We start from the raw sequence: 15,846 nt of genomic DNA on the forward strand, positions 1-15,846 counted from the left end.
TGGGATGAAATTCCTCGATTGGATAGTCCGGCTCGAATGGGCCGTCGCGGCGGCTGCCGCGATCGTCTTCTATGGCGCGACAGGCGTTTCCTGGTGGCTCTTCGCGTTGCTCATCCTGGCGCCGGACCTGTCGATGCTGGGTTATCTCGGCGGCCCACGCGTCGGCGCCATTGCCTACAACGCCTTGCACATTCTGATCGTACCGGTGCTTGTGTTGCTTGCCGGGCACCTCGCCGGCAGTGCGGTCGGCAACGCCGTCGCACTGATCTGGATCGCGCATATCGCGATCGACCGCGCGCTGGGCTACGGCCTGAAGCTGTCAACAGGATTTCAGGATACCCATCTCGGCCGTATCGGGCGCAAAAGCGAAACGTTCAGTCCTTGACCCGCTCGCCCGGATAAGCGCCCCAGACGACCGACTGGGCAAGCCAGCCGGTGTGGCCGTCGAAGGTCATCTCGCACCACTGGCCGTCGCAGGCTTTGATCGTGCCCATGACGCCGGGTTCTATGATCGCCACCACTCTGGCATCCTTTTCGGGGCTCTTGAGAAGGTTGATCTGGCCGCCCTTGCCGCGCTGCCAGGGAGCGACGATTGCGGTACGTCGGCCCGAAAGCAGCGACTGGTTGATCCATCCTTCCGAGCCGTCGGCGTCGCGCACGCGCCGCCACGTATCGAATTCCTGGATGATTTCCATGGGCAGGCCAGCCTTCATATACATCCAGTCGACCGAATAGTTGGCGCCGGGGCCGACACGCGAGTTGACGCGGCCGGATTTCAGGCTGACGAATCGCGGCAGCGGCAGGCCGCTCGGTCCGAGCGTGATGGCGCTCTGGGCGGGAGCGGCCGCGCTTTGCGCGCCGGCAAGCGGAGAATAGAGAAGAGCGCCGAGAAATGCTGCGCTGAGGGCCAGGCGAAGCGACGCGAAACCAGACACTTTCGTTCCTTTCGGCACCGGCCCGATGGCTGCGGCACCCCTTTTTCTTTGTCTTCGGCGGCACCGCTTGTTACATGGGTAAATCGGCTACCGCGACCGGCTTTCAGTTTCGCCTGTCTTGGTTAAAGAGGTCTCAACGAGGGAAACAATGGTAGGCAAAAAGAAGCCTCTCGTGGTCATCACGCGAAAGCTGCCCGACCCGGTCGAGACCCGCATGCGCGAGCTGTTCGACGCAAGGCTGAACGTCGAGGACAGGCCGATGACGCAGCCGGAACTGGTCGCCGCGGTCAAGGAAGCCGACGTGCTGGTGCCGACCGTGACCGACCAGATCGACGCCGCACTGATTGCCCAGGCCGGCGACAATCTCAAGCTGATCGCCAATTTCGGCAACGGCGTCGACAAGATCGACGTGGCGGCGGCGGCCAAGAGGGGCATCACCGTCACCAACACGCCCAACGTGCTCACCGAAGATACCGCCGATATGACCATGGCGTTGATGCTGGCGGTGCCGCGCCGGCTGGCGGAAGGCGCCAGTGTGCTCACGGGCGACAAGAAATGGGCCGGCTGGTCGCCGACCTGGATGCTTGGCCGGCGCATCTGGGGCAAGCGGCTCGGCATTGTCGGCATGGGCCGCATCGGCACCGCCGTTGCCAGGCGAGCCAAGGCTTTCGGCCTGTCCATTCACTATCACAACCGGCATCGTGTGCTGCCGGCGGTCGAGGATGGGCTGGAGGCGACCTATTGGGAAAGTCTCGACCAGATGCTGGCCCGCATGGACATCATCTCGGTGAATTGTCCCTCGACACCCGCTACCTTTCATCTTCTGTCGGCGCGGCGGCTCGCGTTGCTGCAGCCCACCGCCTATATCGTCAACACTGCCCGCGGCGACATCATCGACGAAGAAGCGCTGGTCAAGCTGATCCAGGACGGCAAGATCGCCGGCGCCGGCCTGGACGTTTACGAGCACGAACCGGCCCTGAACAGCAAGCTCTTGAAGCTGGCCGCCAGGAACAAGGTCGTGCTTCTGCCGCATATGGGCTCGGCCACGCTCGAGGGCCGCATCGACATGGGCGAGAAGGTCATCATCAATATCCGCGCCTTCGTCGATGGCCATCGCCCGCCGGACCGCGTGCTGCCGCTCAGGACCTGAAAACCTTCCAGGCGCCGGCTCTCATAAACCGAAGCTTACGAAATGGTCTTGCGCATGGTGATGGACGTCGGCCTGTCATAGCCCTCATGCACCGTCCGTTCGGTTTCGCGAAAGCCGAGCCGGGCAAAGGCGGCATGATTTGCGGCCAGTTCGATCCTCGTCTCCAGTTCGATGTCGGCCTTGCCGCGGCTGCGGGCCAGATCTTCGGCCGCTTGCATCAGCCGCCGGCCAATGCCTTGCCCCTGCCGGTCCGGGGCGACGGCGAGCTTGCCGACATAAAGACCCTCGGCCTTTTCGAGAGCAAAAACGCAGCCCACGATCCTGTCGCCGTCGAGCGCCAGAAAGCCTGTCTCCCGCAAGGCTTTGGCGCGCAGTGCTTCGACTGTGAGCAGGTGAGCCGACGACGGCGGGTCGATGATGCCGTCCATGAAGGCGAAGGCATGCATGATCAGGGCAAGCACATCACCCCAGCGGCCGAAATCGGCGGGGATTTGCGTGATCGAAACAGGGGGTTGTTCCAAGATCAGCGTCTTTTGTAGCGGATGGTCTCGAAGCGGGCGGCGAGCGCATCGTAAAGCAGCAGCCGGCCGATCAGCGGCTCGCCTATGCCGGTGACCAGTTTGATCGCCTCCATTGCCTGCAGGGTGCCGACGACGCCGGTCAGCGCGCCGAGCACTCCGGCCTCCGCACAGGACGGCACCAGGCCCGGCGGCGGGGCTTCGGGAAACAGATCCCGATAGCTCGGGTTCGGCTTGCCGTCCCTGCCGTCCTCGAAAGGCTTCAACACGGTGACCGAGCCATCGAAACGTCCGACGGCCGCATGCACCAGCGGCTTCCCTTCGCTGGCGCAGGCATCGGCAACCACATAACGCGTCTCGAAATTGTCGGACCCGTCGACGACGATATCGTACTTGGCGACGAGGGCAGGGGCGTTTTCCGCGGTGAGCCGGAATGTGTGCGTTTCGACCGATATGTTGGGATTGATGCGGGCGATCGCAGCGCCGGCGCTCTGGGTTTTCAGCATGCCGACCGTATCGGTGCCGTGAATGACCTGCCGTTGTAGGTTGGAGAGCGAAACAGTGTCGTCGTCGACAATGCCGAGCGTGCCGACACCGGCCGCGGCGAGATATTCAAGCACCGGCGCCCCGAGCCCGCCAGCGCCGATCACCAGCACCCGCGCCTGCTTGAGCTTCTGCTGGCCAGCGCCGCCGACCTCGGGCAGCACGATGTGGCGGGCATAGCGTTCGATCTCGTCGGCGGTGAGGGCGGTAGTCATGTCAGGACCATATAGCGGCCGAAAAATCTTGTCAGGGGTCTTCGGTTGGCCCAACCGTGCCATGGTCGACCGTCAGGAACTGAGCGCGGCCATGCAGGCTGGAAAACAGCGCCGCATCGGTACCCGTCATGAAAGCCTGGCAGTTCAGGTCTTCCAGGATCGAGAACAGTGCCGCGCGCCGGCCGCCATCGAGGTGCGCCGCGATCTCGTCGAGCAGCAGGATCGGCGTCAGGCCGGACATTTCGCCGGTCAGCCGGGCATGCGACAGCACGATGCCGACCAGCAACGCCTTCTGTTCGCCGGTCGAGCAGAGTTCGGCCGGCATTGCCTTGGGCCGGTGCCGGACCATGAGGTCCGAGCGGTGCGGGCCCTCGAGGGTACGTCCGGCGGCGCGGTCGCGGTCGCGGCCATCGGCAAGCGCCCGTCGGAACCGCTCCTCGACATCGACCGCCGGCGCACCGGCAATCTCGGCCTCCAATTCACCCGAAAGGCCGATATCGGCCCGCGGAAACGGTCCGGTGTCGGGCAGCCTGTCGATCATGGCCACCAGCAGGCGCACCAACTCGGCGCGCGCGGCCGCTATCGCCACGCCGGTCTCGGCCATCTGCGTCTCTATCGCCTCGAACCAGCTGGCATCCCGCGAGCCTTCCGTCAGCAAGCGGTTACGGCCTCGCATCGCCTTCTCGTAATCGAGTGCGCGCTGGCCATGGCCGGGATCGATCGCTAGCACCAGCCGGTCGAGAAAGCGCCGGCGATCCGCGGCTGGCCCGGTGAACAGCGAATCCATCGCCGGCGTCAGCCACACGACCCGCAGCCATTCCAGCATGTCCTCGGCCCGCGCCGCGGCTCCATTTATACGCACCCGCCTGCCGCTCTCCGCGGTGTCGCCCCCGGAAATGCCTGTACCGATCTCGACCTCGCCTTCAGGTCCGTCGAGCCGTGCATGCAGGGCAAAACCGCCATCGCCACCCTCACGGGCCACATCCCCGTAGGCTGCGCGGCGCAAGCCGCGTCCCGGTGTCAAAAAGGAGATCGCTTCGAGGAGATTGGTCTTACCGGCACCATTGTCGCCGGAAAAGACCACGGCGCCCGGCGCGACATCTATCGCAAGGGTCGCATAGTTGCGAAAATTGGTAAGCGTGAGCTTACTTATGTGGGTTTGTGCCGGCAACCGCTATCCGCCTGTAGAAGTCGCCGCAACCAAGGCCTAGTCGTATCGCCAGCGACGCCGCGCCGGCTATACCCGCATCGGCATCAGCACGTAAAGCGCGGTCTCATCGGCCATGTCGTGGATCAGCGTCGGCGAACCGGCATCGGCCAACATGAATTTGGCCTCCGTGCCGGTCAATTGCGCGGCGACATCGAGCAGGTATTTGGCGTTGAAGCCGATCTCGATCGGGTCGGCCGAATAGTCGGCCGCCAGTTCTTCCGTGGCGCTGCCTGAATCCGGATTGTTGACCGCAAGCGTCACCTGGCCTTCGCTGATCGAGAGCTTCACCGCGCGGCCGCGTTCGGAAGAGATGGTCGAGACCCGGTCGACCGCGGCGGCGAAGCTTTGGCGGTCGAGGATCAGCTTCTTGTCGTTGCCGGTCGGAATGACCCGCTGATAGTCCGGGAAGGTGCCGTCGATCAGCTTCGAGGTGAGGACGACGCTGCCGATGGTGAAGCGGATTTTGGTGTCGGACAGTTCGGTGGTCACGGCGACATCCGGATCGTCGACCAGTTTCTGCAACTCGCTCACTGTTTTGCGCGGAATGATGATGCCCGGCATGCCCTCGGAGCCGGCCGGCGCGTCAATCTCGGCGCGCGCCAGCCGATGGCCGTCGGTTGCCACCGAGCGCAGCTTCAGCTTGCCGCCGACTTCATGCGTGTGCAGGTAGATGCCGTTGAGATAGTAGCGTGTCTCCTCGGTGGAGATGGCGAACTGCGTCTTCTCGATCAGGCCCTTCAGCGCTACCGCATCGAGGCGGAAGATGTGCGAGAAGGATCCGGCCGAAAGCTCGGGAAAATCGGATTGCGGCAGGCACTGCAGGCGGAAGCTCGAGCGGCCCGACGTCACCGTCATGGCGTTGCCGTCCTCATCCGTCTTCAGCATTACCTCGGCGCCGTCGGAGAGCTTGCGCACGATGTCATAGAGCAGGTGCGCGGGGACCGTCGTCGCGCCGCCGCGCTCGACCTTGGCGGGCGTCGCTTCCGTCACCTCCAGGTCGAGGTCGGTGGCCTTCATTTCGAGGCTGGCGCCGTCCGCGCTGAGAAGCACGTTCGACAGGATCGGTATGGTGTTGCGCCGTTCGACCACGCGGTGCACGTGGTTGAGCGACTTCAGGAGATTAGACCGTTCCAGGATAACACGCATGACGAAACAGGCTCGCTTGAATGAATGAACGGGTCTCCGGCTGCCGGCGGCCCGCGAAAGCTCTGAACAGGCTTCAGAATCTACGCAAACTGACAGGAAAAAACCAGTGAACGCAAGCCCGCGCCACCGGTTCGGGCCGGTTGCGCGGGCTTTCTGGGGATAAAGCTGGCCAACCCCGCAAGCGGGCGCTTTCTGGCCGGTCAGGCCTGGTCGTTGATCAGCCTTCTCAGCAATTCCAGTTCCTGCGCCAGCGTGTTGTCATTGCCGGAAAGGTCCTCGATCTTGCGCACGGCGTGCAGCACCGTCGTGTGATCGCGGCCACCGAAGCGCCGTCCGATTTCCGGCAGCGAGCGCGGCGTCATCACCTTCGACAGATACATGGCGACCTGTCGCGGCTTGACGATGGTGCGCGTGCGCCGATTGGACAGCAATTCCGTCTTCGAAACGTTGTAGTGGCGCGCCACGATGCGCTGGATGTCCTCGATGCGGACCCGCTTCGGCTCGCCCGTGCGATAGATGTGGCCGAGAATCTCGTCGATGCGGTCGATGGTGATCTGCGGCTCGAACGACTGGCGAAACAGGAGCTGGTTGAAGGCGCCCTCCAGTTCACGTCCGCTGCCGGTCACGGTGCGGGCGACGTGGTTGAGGATCTCTTCGGAAATACCCAGCGATGCATCGTCGATCCTTGCCGTGGCCAGACGCAGTTTGAGCATGCCGAGCCGCATGGCGAAATCGGGCGCCGACATTTCGAGCGCGACGCCGCCATTGAGACGCGAACGGACCCGCGGTTCGAGCGATTCCAGCTCCGACGGTGGCCGGTCGGCGGCAACGACGACCTGCTTGGCGCTGTCGAGCAGCATGTTGATCAGATGACAGAATTCATGCTGGATCGATTTGCCCTGCAGGAATTGCATGTCATCGATGATCAAGAGATCGATGTCGCGCAACTGCTCCTTGAGCGTCAGTGCGTTGTTGTCGCGGATCGCCGTGGCGAAGCGCCACATGAAATACTCCGCGGTGAGGTAGACGACGCGTGACTTCGGGTTCTGCTTCAGCGATTCCGCCGCGATGGCCTGCAGCAGGTGCGTCTTGCCGAGCCCGACGGTGGCATGCAGGAAAAGCGGGTTGAAGCGTACCGCGCTCGACTGCGATTCCGCCACGGCCTTGGCGGCGGCGAAGGCAACGCGGTTCGACGGTCCCTCGATGAAGGAGCCGAACGTGTAACGCGGATCAAGCGGTGATCCCAGGACATTGTGGCGGAACTCGCTCTCGACCGGCACGCCCGGACGCGGCATCGGAGACCGCTCCACCCTACTTGGACTGACGGTGCCGGCGGCCAGCGCCGTCTGCGTCTGCCGCGTCATCTTGCGGGCCGGCGCCAATTCCGGTTCGGGCTGGCCGCGCCCCTGACGGGTTGCGGTGCGCACGATGATTTCGATCTTGAGAAGCTCGGGATCCTCGTGCTTCCACAGCTCTGAAATGAGATCATGATAGTGGCCGTTGATCCACGAGCGCAGGAATGCGGTGGGCACGGAGATGCGGACAATGCCCTTGGACGCTTCCGCGACCTTCATGCGCCCAAACCAGCTGGAATAGACTTCGGTTCCCAGGCGCGCCTTCAACTGGGCCTTGACCCGGTCGAACTTCTGTTCCGCGTCGCTGGAGACCGCCATCTCGTTTGCTCCGATCAAAGTTCCAGGAAATGGGAGGTCGCCCGTAAGCTCCCTTTCGATGCCGCTCTGCATGATCGAGTTCCTTGCCTTTCTGTACCTGTTTTTCGCTGGGGATGCGCCTCCTGCATCCTTTTCCGGCGACCGTGTCTTCGCTACGATCCCCATTGCCGCCGCCGGCAATGAACGTCGCCCACTATCCGACGGGAACCGGTGCCGGCCCATGGAAGCCAGTCCGCGTTGGGTATGTCAGGGCAATACAACGCCGTCCGGCGAAAGAGCGCCGGCGCGCCGTCCTACCTGCCATGTCTAGTTACGCCAGTCCCCTACCGTATCGAAAAAGAGCAAACCATACCCGTTCGCGGACTTGATCCACGTCGCAAATCCCGCCAATTTAAGCTGGCCGCGTAAGGCTGGGTTAGGGCCAGAGGCCCGTCCCGTTCGATAGATCGACATTACCGAAATCGCTGTGGATAGGGCAAGGCCACGTCTAACGGATTTTTAAGGAATCTGGTTACCTCGGGCAGGTTGGAGCGCCATGCCGCAGCGGCATATTTTGACAAAGCCATTGGGATTCAAACCCTTTTCCGACGAATATGAAAAAGCCGGGCCGGCGCGAAATTTTCTGAAATAATTCACTTGACAGCCAGTTGTCCTCCCGTCTCTTCGGCGCGTTGTGGACAAGCTGTGGATGACTGTCGCTAACCGCTTGAAAAAAAATAGCTATTTGTGCGGAGCGTAGTTTTTTCAGTCGGCGCTTTTCAAGCGTGCCGGTCATCAGCGGGCATGTATGTGCCGGCAAATCATTTCGCACTGGGGAATCTGCACTTGGGGCTGTCTGCGGCTATTCTTTTTAAGTACTTGCCGGCAAACGAAAAAACCCGGCGCGATCGGCCGGGTTCGAAGAAGATCGTCCTGAAAAGGCGATGTCAGGCCGACAGCACCTTGAGGCGCTGGGCGAGGCGCGACACCTTGCGGGACGCTGTGTTCTTGTGCATCACGCCCTTGGTTGCGGCGCGCATCAATTCCGGCTCGGCTGCCTTGAAGGCGGCCTGTGCGGCGGCCTTGTCGCCGGAGGCGAGTGCCTCCTCGACCTGGCGGACGTAGGTGCGGACGCGCGAGCGGCGGTTCTTGTTGATCGCTGCGCGGCGGGCGATCTTGCGCGTTGCCTTTTTGGCCGAGGATGTGTTGGCCATGATGCCTCTCTTCTGATCTGGTCGGCGCACGCGGCGTGCCGCAGGGCGCAAAAAACAAACGGGCAGCCACGGGGCCGCCTCGGTTGGTGCGGCTTATAGTTCAGCTTTTCCGGCGCGTCAACGCCGACGGGCGTTCTTTTTGCCGATGCCACGGGTTTCAGACGCTGGCCCGCCACGCCCTACCGGTTGGTGAAATTCGGCTTCCGCTTTTCGGCGAACGCCGCCATCCCTTCCTTCTGGTCTTCGAGCGCGAAAAGCGAGTGGAACAGGCGGCGTTCGAAGCGCAATCCCTCGGCAAGCGTCGTCTCATAGGCCCGGTTCACCGCTTCCTTGGCCATCATCACCGATGGCAGCGAGAAATCCGCGATTTTGGCCGCCGCCTTGACGGCCTCTTCGACCAGCTCGGCGGCCGGAACGACCCGCGACACCAGGCCCGAACGTTCGGCCTCGGCGGCATCCATCATCCGTCCCGTCAGGCACATGTCCATTGCTTTCGATTTGCCGACGAACCGGGTCAGGCGTTGCGACCCGCCCATGCCGGGAATGACACCGAGCGTGATCTCGGGCTGGCCGAATTTGGCCGTATCGGCGGCAATAATGAAGTCGCACATCATGGCGAGTTCGCAGCCGCCTCCCAGGGCATAGCCGGCCACCGCCGCGATGATCGGCTTTCGTGCCCGCGTGAACTCTTCCCAGCCAACGAAGAAGTCCTGGATGTAGGCATCGGCGTAGGAGATCGCCTGCATTTCCTTGATGTCGGCACCGGCGGCGAAGGCCTTGTCGGAACCGGTAACAACCACGGCGCCGATGCCAGGATCGGCGCAGAAACCGTTCACGGCCGAGACGAGTTCAGCAAGGATCCGGGAATTCAACGCATTGAGCGCCTTTGGCCGGTTCAGCGTGATCAGCCCGACCTTGCCACGCGTCTCGGTGATGATCGTCTCATAGTCCATGGGCTGCTTCTCCTCGCTCGACGGCGGTCTAGCCTACCTCTGACAGGTCCGGCAATAGAAGGTCGAGCGTCCGCTCTGCACGATACGTTCGACATGGCCGCGGCAGCCGGGCTTGGGGCAAGGCTCACCCTCGCGGTCGTACACGGCGAAGGAATGCTGGAAATAGCCCAGCGACCCATCGGTGTGCACATAGTCGCGCAGTGAAGACCCGCCGGCCGCGATGGCGTCCGCGACGACCGAACGGATTGCCTCGGCGAGGCCTTCGCTTTGTTCCCTGGCCTTCTTGCCTGGCTTGGCGATGGTGCCTGCCTCGCGCAGGGGTGACAGCCCTGCGCGCCAGAGCGCCTCCGAGACGTATATATTGCCCAAGCCGGCGATCAGCCTCTGGTCGAGAAGCGCTGCCTTGAGCGGCGCTCTGCGGCCTTTCAGCAGCGAGGCAAGCAGACCGCCGTCCAGCGCATTGCCGGTGGGCTCGACACCCAGCCCGCCCAGCATCGGATGCGTCTCCGGCGGCTCTTCCGCAAACAGCATGAAACCGAAGCGGCGCGGGTCGTTGAAGATCACCCGGGAGCGCGCGCCGGCCGCGGAAACGACATGGAACACGACATGATCGTGTGCCGCGCTCTTCGAACGCTCATGATGGAACACGCCCGGTGTCTCGTCGTCGTCGCCGGTCTCGATGCGAAAGGAGCCCGACATGCCGAGGTGGCAGATCAGAACCGGACCACCTTGCATATGCATGGTCAGATATTTGGCGCGCCGGCCAAGCGCCGTGACCGTCCTGCCTGTCAGCCGCTCCGAGAACCGTTCGGGAAAGGGGAAGCGCAGATCGGGTCGTCTCATCTCGACCTTGGCCAGATGAGCACCTTCCATGACCGGCTGCAGGCCGCGCCGGACTGTCTCGACTTCGGGCAATTCAGGCATGACCGCGAATCGTGGCGTGGAAGGACGTGCCGTTACGGCCGCGCGCCAGCCGCAGATGTTCGGCAACCGTCTCGCCGATATCGGCGAATGTCGCCCTCAGCCCTATGTCGCCGCCTTTGAGGCCGGGTCCAGTGCCGATGACCGGAATGCGTTCGCGCGTATGATCGGTGCCGCGCCAGGTCGGATCGTTGCCGTGGTCGGCGGTCAGGATGAGAAGGTCGCCCTGCTTCAGCTTCGCAAACGCCTCCGGCAGACGCCGGTCGAAGGCCTCGAGTGCGGCGGCATAACCGGCGACGTCGCGGCGATGGCCGAATTCGGTGTCGAAATCGACGAAATTGGCGAACACGAGGTCACCGTCGCCGGCCTCGTCCATGGCGCCCAGCGCCTGGTCGAACATGGCCATGTTGCCCGCCGCCTTGCGCACCTGCGAAATCCCGCGATGGGCGAAGATGTCGCCGATCTTGCCGACGGCGATGACGCGGCTGCCGCGCGCCGTCAGCCGGTCGAGCAATGTCGCTTCGGGTGGCGGCACGGCGTAGTCGTGGCGGTTGTAGGTTCGTTCGAAGGTGGCTGACGTCTCGCCGACGAAGGGGCGCGCGATCACCCGTCCGATCCTCAGCGGGTCAACCAGCCGGCGCACCACCTGGCACAATTCATAGAGCCGCTCCAGGCCGAAATGGATCTCATGCGCGGCGATCTGCAGGACGGAATCGACCGACGTGTAGCAGATCGGCTTGCCCGTGCGGATGTGGTCCTCGCCGAACCGCTCGATGATCTCGGTGCCTGGCGCATGGCAATTGCCGAGGATGCCTGAAACCTTGCCCTCGCGGATGATCGCCTCGGTCAGGTCGGCCGGAAAGGCGGGAACCGTATCCGGGAAATAACCCCAGTCGAAGCGTACTGGCAGGCCTGCGATCTCCCAGTGGCCGGAAGGCGTGTCCTTGCCGCTCGAAATCTCCTGCGCCGCGCCATGGAAGGCATTGGCGAGCAGGTCCGTCCCGAAATGAGCAAAACCCAGTCCTGTCGCCGTCTCGGCCGCCTTGCCAAGTCCCAGCGATGCCATGTGGGGGACGAACAGTGGTCCCTGACGAAGCCCGTCGCGATCGGCGCGCCCTTCCGCGCAAGCTTCGGCGATGTGCGCCAGCGTGTTTGCACCGGCGTCGCCATAGCGTTCTGCGTCGGCCGCGCCGCCGATGCCGAAGGAATCCAGGACAAAGAGGAATGCACGCGCCATCGGGTCATTTGTTGCCAGTGTGGACCTCAAGACATAGGGTTCCATGGCGGCCTTGGCAATTCGGAAGGCGCAAAGATCAGGTGTCGCGACCAGTTGGGCGCCCATGGACGAAACAAGAGGCAAGGCGGTCCTGTCATGAAGGCTGCGCTCAAGACATGGACTGCCCTCATGGCTGTGAACGGTGCGTTCTGTTGTGGACCGGCGTGGGCAGACTGGCGCGACGATATCGGCACATTTCGCATCGGTATCGTCGCCGAACCCGGCGCCGGCAATACCGTTCCGGGGCTGGCCGTGCTGACGCAAGCCTTTACCGATGCGCTCGGCATGAAGGTGGAATTCGTCGTTGCCCGCGATTACGCGGCACTGATCGAGGCACAGGCCAATGCGCGGATCGAATACGCCATCTATTCGGCGACCGCCTACGCCACGGCGCTGCAACGCTGCGAATGCGTCGAGCCGCTCGTAGCTCCGATCGATTCAGACGGTGCGGCCGGCATCCGCTCGGTACTGCTGACCAGGGACGGCAAATTGCCCGGCCTGGCTGACATGGAGACCCGCCGGATCGCCATGCCGCCGCCGGACAGCGTCGGCGGTTCGCTTTTGCCGCTGGCGGGCTTGGCCGCCGAACACGTCAGGATAGCCGAAGACGCACCGTTCCTTGTCCATGCCCCGTCGGCGTCGGCGGCCGAAACCATGCTCGTCGGCGGCGAGGCCGACGCCATGTTCGGCTGGGTGAAGGCAGCGGCCGACGGTCAGCCGCGACCGCCCGGGGGCACCCAGGCAAGGCTCGAGGCATCAGGCCTTTCGGCGTCGGCCCTTCAGGTCGTGTGGACGTCGGGTCTGCTGAGATACGGTCCCCATGCGGTGCGCGGCGACCTCGATCCGGAAGCCAAGCGTCGGCTGACCGTGTTCCTCACCAACCTCAAATCGACGACGCCGGATGTCTACGACCTTCTGGAGCCGAAGCATGCTGGCGGCTTCATGCCCGTGGCTCCCAAGGACTATGCGGCGGCGGAGGCCATCGTGCGGATGGTATCGGTCGATGGGCGGCAATAAGTCTTTCAGCAATCGCTGCAAGGGATCGTGACGCTTCTGCGGGGACGCAGATAATAGGTTTCGCCCATCGTCATGCCTTTGGCGAGCGTCTCGACAAACCCGAGCTTCTGTTGGCTGTCGGTCGTCCAGCTGATGATCGGCTTATAGGCCAGGGTGCTGTCGACGCGGACGAGGAAGGTTCCGGGGACCCTGAGGCTTGCCGGAACCGTGGTGGCGGTGCCGGCGGTAGCTCCGACGCCGTTCACACCGTTGACCACCTTGCGCGACCACACCACCAGGACCTGCGGCGTGGCATCGGTGGTGACCTGTATGGCCGTGATGGTGATGTCCGGCACGGAGCGGTTATAGGGTTGAAGGGTCAAGGTGCCGATCTTCATGATGGCATCGAGGTCCACTTTGGCGATGGTCGGCTGTTGTGTGACGAGATCGGCGACCATGCTGCCGACACGGCTGACCTTCTTGCTCGTCTCGATGGCCTGCGAAGCCTCCATGGTCATGAAATACATGACCAGCAGGATAGGCGCGATAAGCGCGAACTCGACCGCCGCGACGCCACGACGATTGGACCAGAACCGGATTGATTTGCCCCAGAGCATTGATTTGCCCCAGAGCCCAGCAATTCCCTGATGTGCCCCCGCACGCATCATATTCACTGCCTTTTTTCTTGTTGTTGCTTCGGTGATTGTCTCAATTGTCGAACGGCTCGTTCTGCCAGGTCACCGAAGCGAAATGCAGCGTTTTGTTGCCGCCCATCGACTGCGCCATCAGGTTGGTCATGATGGGCCATTTGTAGAAAACCCGCAGCATGTTCCTTGACTCCGCCGCACCCGCCGTGACGGTAAAGGGCACATCGGCGCCGCTATTCGTCAGCTGGATGTTACCGCCCTGAATCCTGAAGCCGGCCTGGGCCGCGTCGGCGAAAGCCGTGTACTGGCGAAGATCGACGCTCAACTGATTGGGGCAATCCTGCGAAACGATGATTTCCAGCTTGCCGCAGATCATGTTCTTCAAATTGTCTCCGGCGACGTCAGCGGCCCTCAACTGGCCGGTGCGCAGCCGGCGCGCGACATCGTCTGTAATGTTGGCCATCACCTCCTGGCTGGCAAACGAGATGCAGCTTTCGAGGATGGCGAAGACGAGAAGCGCGAACGGCATCGCAAGCAGCGCGAACTCCAGCGCCGTGGCGCCGCGCCGGTCGCGCACGAAGCGCTGGAAAGGCCTGGCGCGCTCGATCTTGCGTTGATCTGTCGAGCCGATTTCCTTGCTCATGCGATGTTCCTGCCATCCTGGACGGTGCTGACAGGTGTATTAGTGCAAACCAATTGAGGTCCGGTTTGAATGATCGTTAAACTCGGCGCAGGCGCTTTAACCAGGCAGTAACCTGGGCGCTGGCACGGCCCGCATGGCTTATTTGCTGACGCTCATCTCGGCTTCGGACGATTTCTCCGCGTCGCTCTTGTAGGAGCTTTCGCAATAGGGCGTGCACGACATGGTCTGGACCTCCGCGCGCCGGTAAATGCGAACCGACGAGGCCGCCTGGCGGACCACGGTAACCTGTGCGTCGACGATCGGGCTGCCCTCTGGGTCGAGAACGACGAGATTGGTGACACCGAAACCCTTGCCGGTGAGCACGATCGTCGAGGCATCCTGGACGGAGGCGTCGGCGATTGCCGGGTTGCCCACGACGATCGTATCGGCGGGGCGCGACAATTTCACGATCTTGGCCTGGTTCATGGTGACCTCGATCCCGGCGCCGGCCCTGGCGGGCGCGGTCAAGCTGGCGGCAAGAAGCACGGCAATCAGAATTGAGGATCTCGGCACGGCCATCACGGCGCTCCACGCAAGCGGACTGTTCAACAGAACATGAACGAGATTGGTGAACCAACGGTTAAGTTGACTTGTTGCGCCCGGATATGGCGGTCGGCATGGCCGAGCGCACCATCGGACTCGTGCAGGCGTCGCAAGCCTGCCCAAGCCCTTGCCGTTTGCGGCGTCGACCTGCAAAACAGAACATTAGCCAGCGCTTAGTGTGGAGTTAACCACGCAACATGTTCTAGCCGGGAAAGGAATCGGTAAGGCTGTTTATTAAGCCGATCGAAAGAGCTTCTCCCTAGATTTGCAGCATCCGATCAACCATCACAGAAGTTGACGGAAGTGCTGTAACACGTGGAGTAGGAGCTCTCGAATGTCTAATCTCATCGCACGTTTCGTGAAAGACGAATCCGGCGCGACCGCCATCGAATATGGTCTGATCGCCGCTCTCATCGCGCTCGCCATCATCACCGGCGCAGGCGCGCTCGGCAATGCACTGAACACTAAATTCACCGCAATTAGCACCGCGGTGACCAACGCGCCCAGCGGCAGCTGATCGGCTTTTAGCAGAGCACCTGGATCATTATGGAAGGGGCCGCCACTTGGTGGCCCTTTTCGCTGGCGGTCCCTCGACCTTTCAATCCTGCCTCATCAATTAGTCGAACCAGGCTATGTTGAGGCATGGAATTCGGAATGAACCCGATGCTTGAAGCCCTGATCTTCGTCGTCTTCCCGTTCTGCATGCTGTTTGCCGCGATCTCCGACATGCTGTCGATGACGATCGCCAATCGCGTGCCGGTTCTGCTTGTCGTCGTCTTCGCGCTGGTGGCGCCGCTGACGGGCATGGACTGGGCAGCCTATGGCGGACATTTCGCCGCCGGCGCCATCGTCCTTGCCGTGACGTTCGGCCTGTTCGCCTTGGGTGGCATGGGCGGCGGCGACGCCAAACTGCTGGCCGCCACGGCCGTGTGGATGGGGCTCAACGTGCATCTCGTCGAATATCTTGTCGTCTCGACATTCATCGGCGGCCTTCTGACAATCGCCATCCTGCTTTACCGGAAGTCGACGCTGGCGGTTTTCACCGGCCGCAATCCATTCCTGCGTCATTTCGCCGAAGAGTCGGCCGGTGTTCCCTATGGGATCGCGCTCGGCCTGGGCGGACTGCTGACCTTCCCCGATTCCCCCATGATGGTATGGGCGCTGGCAAGGCTGGCGAACTGAATTCATCAATTTTTCGTCGGCTGGCATGCCTTGCAAGCCGTCTTGCGGAGCGGCGGCCCAGCA

Annotated in this window: 18 protein-coding genes; 5 read left to right on the forward strand and 13 right to left on the reverse strand. The window is 62.8% G+C overall.

The annotated features are described in order from the left end of the window. Window positions 1-4 precede the first annotated feature (4 nt). Window positions 5-385 (forward strand): DUF4260 domain-containing protein, encoded by a 381-nt coding sequence (locus tag LB524_RS06455; RefSeq protein ID WP_140660651.1) that lies wholly within the window; start codon window positions 5-7, stop codon window positions 383-385. Here LB524_RS06455 and LB524_RS06460 read toward each other — a convergent pair. After that, a complete protein-coding gene (locus LB524_RS06460; protein WP_224524493.1) occupies window positions 375-935 on the reverse strand; it encodes an SH3 domain-containing protein in 561 nt (186 codons plus the stop codon). The two genes, LB524_RS06455 and LB524_RS06460, sit on opposite strands and share 11 nt — an antisense overlap. 148 nt (window positions 936-1,083) lie before the next feature. Between LB524_RS06460 and LB524_RS06465 the strand changes: the two genes are divergently transcribed. Then, complete coding sequence (locus LB524_RS06465) at window positions 1,084-2,085, forward strand: 2-hydroxyacid dehydrogenase (protein ID WP_015313992.1); 1,002 nt, start codon at window positions 1,084-1,086, stop codon at window positions 2,083-2,085. Window positions 2,086-2,120: 35 nt separating this feature from the next. On the opposite strand, the gene LB524_RS06470 is transcribed toward LB524_RS06465, so the two are convergent. From LB524_RS06470 to LB524_RS06510, 9 genes are all read right to left on the reverse strand, one after another. Then, window positions 2,121-2,606, reverse strand: a complete 486-nt coding sequence (locus tag LB524_RS06470; protein ID WP_015313991.1) for a GNAT family N-acetyltransferase — start codon at window positions 2,604-2,606, stop codon at window positions 2,121-2,123. A gap of 2 nt (window positions 2,607-2,608) precedes the next feature. Next, window positions 2,609-3,361, reverse strand: coding sequence for a molybdopterin-synthase adenylyltransferase MoeB (locus LB524_RS06475; RefSeq protein ID WP_015313990.1), 753 nt, complete (start codon window positions 3,359-3,361; stop codon window positions 2,609-2,611). 31 nt (window positions 3,362-3,392) lie between these two features. Then, complete coding sequence (recF, locus tag LB524_RS06480) at window positions 3,393-4,532, reverse strand: DNA replication/repair protein RecF (RefSeq protein ID WP_015313989.1); 1,140 nt, start codon at window positions 4,530-4,532, stop codon at window positions 3,393-3,395. 66 nt (window positions 4,533-4,598) lie between these two features. Further along, window positions 4,599-5,717: a DNA polymerase III subunit beta gene (gene dnaN / locus LB524_RS06485; protein WP_015313988.1), complete on the reverse strand. Its 1,119-nt coding sequence runs from the start codon at window positions 5,715-5,717 to the stop codon at window positions 4,599-4,601. A 200-nt stretch (window positions 5,718-5,917) separates the two neighbouring features. After that, on the reverse strand, window positions 5,918-7,462 hold the full coding sequence (gene dnaA / locus LB524_RS06490; RefSeq protein ID WP_224524495.1) for a chromosomal replication initiator protein DnaA: 1,545 nt from the start codon (window positions 7,460-7,462) through the stop codon (window positions 5,918-5,920). A gap of 854 nt (window positions 7,463-8,316) precedes the next feature. After that, on the reverse strand, window positions 8,317-8,583 hold the full coding sequence (gene rpsT / locus LB524_RS06495; protein WP_015319343.1) for a 30S ribosomal protein S20: 267 nt from the start codon (window positions 8,581-8,583) through the stop codon (window positions 8,317-8,319). Between the two features lie 179 nt (window positions 8,584-8,762). Beyond that, window positions 8,763-9,536, reverse strand: coding sequence for an enoyl-CoA hydratase (locus tag LB524_RS06500; RefSeq protein ID WP_140714030.1), 774 nt, complete (start codon window positions 9,534-9,536; stop codon window positions 8,763-8,765). 33 nt (window positions 9,537-9,569) lie between these two features. Then, on the reverse strand, window positions 9,570-10,460 hold the full coding sequence (gene mutM, locus LB524_RS06505) for a bifunctional DNA-formamidopyrimidine glycosylase/DNA-(apurinic or apyrimidinic site) lyase (protein ID WP_224524497.1): 891 nt from the start codon (window positions 10,458-10,460) through the stop codon (window positions 9,570-9,572). Next, entirely contained in the window at window positions 10,453-11,694 is a 1,242-nt protein-coding gene (locus tag LB524_RS06510) for a phosphopentomutase (RefSeq protein WP_224524500.1), read from the reverse strand. The genes mutM and LB524_RS06510 overlap by 8 nt, the downstream gene beginning before the upstream one ends. A 135-nt stretch (window positions 11,695-11,829) precedes the next feature. Between LB524_RS06510 and LB524_RS06515 the strand changes: the two genes are divergently transcribed. Continuing rightward, window positions 11,830-12,750 carry a phosphate/phosphite/phosphonate ABC transporter substrate-binding protein gene (locus tag LB524_RS06515; RefSeq protein WP_224524504.1) on the forward strand — a complete coding sequence of 307 codons (921 nt, stop codon included), beginning with the start codon at window positions 11,830-11,832 and terminating at the stop codon, window positions 12,748-12,750. A 5-nt stretch (window positions 12,751-12,755) separates the two neighbouring features. Here the strand turns inward: LB524_RS06515 and LB524_RS06520 are convergent, their stop codons facing one another. From LB524_RS06520 to LB524_RS06530, 3 genes are all read right to left on the reverse strand, one after another. After that, complete coding sequence (locus LB524_RS06520; RefSeq protein ID WP_140660893.1) at window positions 12,756-13,397, reverse strand: TadE/TadG family type IV pilus assembly protein; 642 nt, start codon at window positions 13,395-13,397, stop codon at window positions 12,756-12,758. Between the two features lie 40 nt (window positions 13,398-13,437). After that, complete coding sequence (locus LB524_RS06525; RefSeq protein WP_015319337.1) at window positions 13,438-14,019, reverse strand: TadE/TadG family type IV pilus assembly protein; 582 nt, start codon at window positions 14,017-14,019, stop codon at window positions 13,438-13,440. Window positions 14,020-14,157: 138 nt separating this feature from the next. Then, a complete protein-coding gene (locus tag LB524_RS06530) occupies window positions 14,158-14,577 on the reverse strand; it encodes a pilus assembly protein N-terminal domain-containing protein (RefSeq protein ID WP_140660658.1) in 420 nt (139 codons plus the stop codon). Window positions 14,578-14,935: 358 nt separating this feature from the next. On the opposite strand from LB524_RS06530, the gene LB524_RS06535 reads away from it, so the two are divergent. Both LB524_RS06535 and LB524_RS06540 read left to right on the forward strand, forming a co-directional pair. Beyond that, entirely contained in the window at window positions 14,936-15,118 is a 183-nt protein-coding gene (locus tag LB524_RS06535; RefSeq protein ID WP_224524507.1) for a Flp family type IVb pilin, read from the forward strand. Between the two features lie 146 nt (window positions 15,119-15,264). Beyond that, window positions 15,265-15,783 carry a prepilin peptidase gene (locus LB524_RS06540; RefSeq protein WP_015319334.1) on the forward strand — a complete coding sequence of 173 codons (519 nt, stop codon included), beginning with the start codon at window positions 15,265-15,267 and terminating at the stop codon, window positions 15,781-15,783. The last annotated feature ends 63 nt before the right edge of the window (window positions 15,784-15,846 follow it).

It is taken from the genome of Mesorhizobium sp. ESP6-5, assembly GCF_020164695.1.
GTDB lineage: Bacteria > Pseudomonadota > Alphaproteobacteria > Rhizobiales > Rhizobiaceae > Mesorhizobium > Mesorhizobium australicum.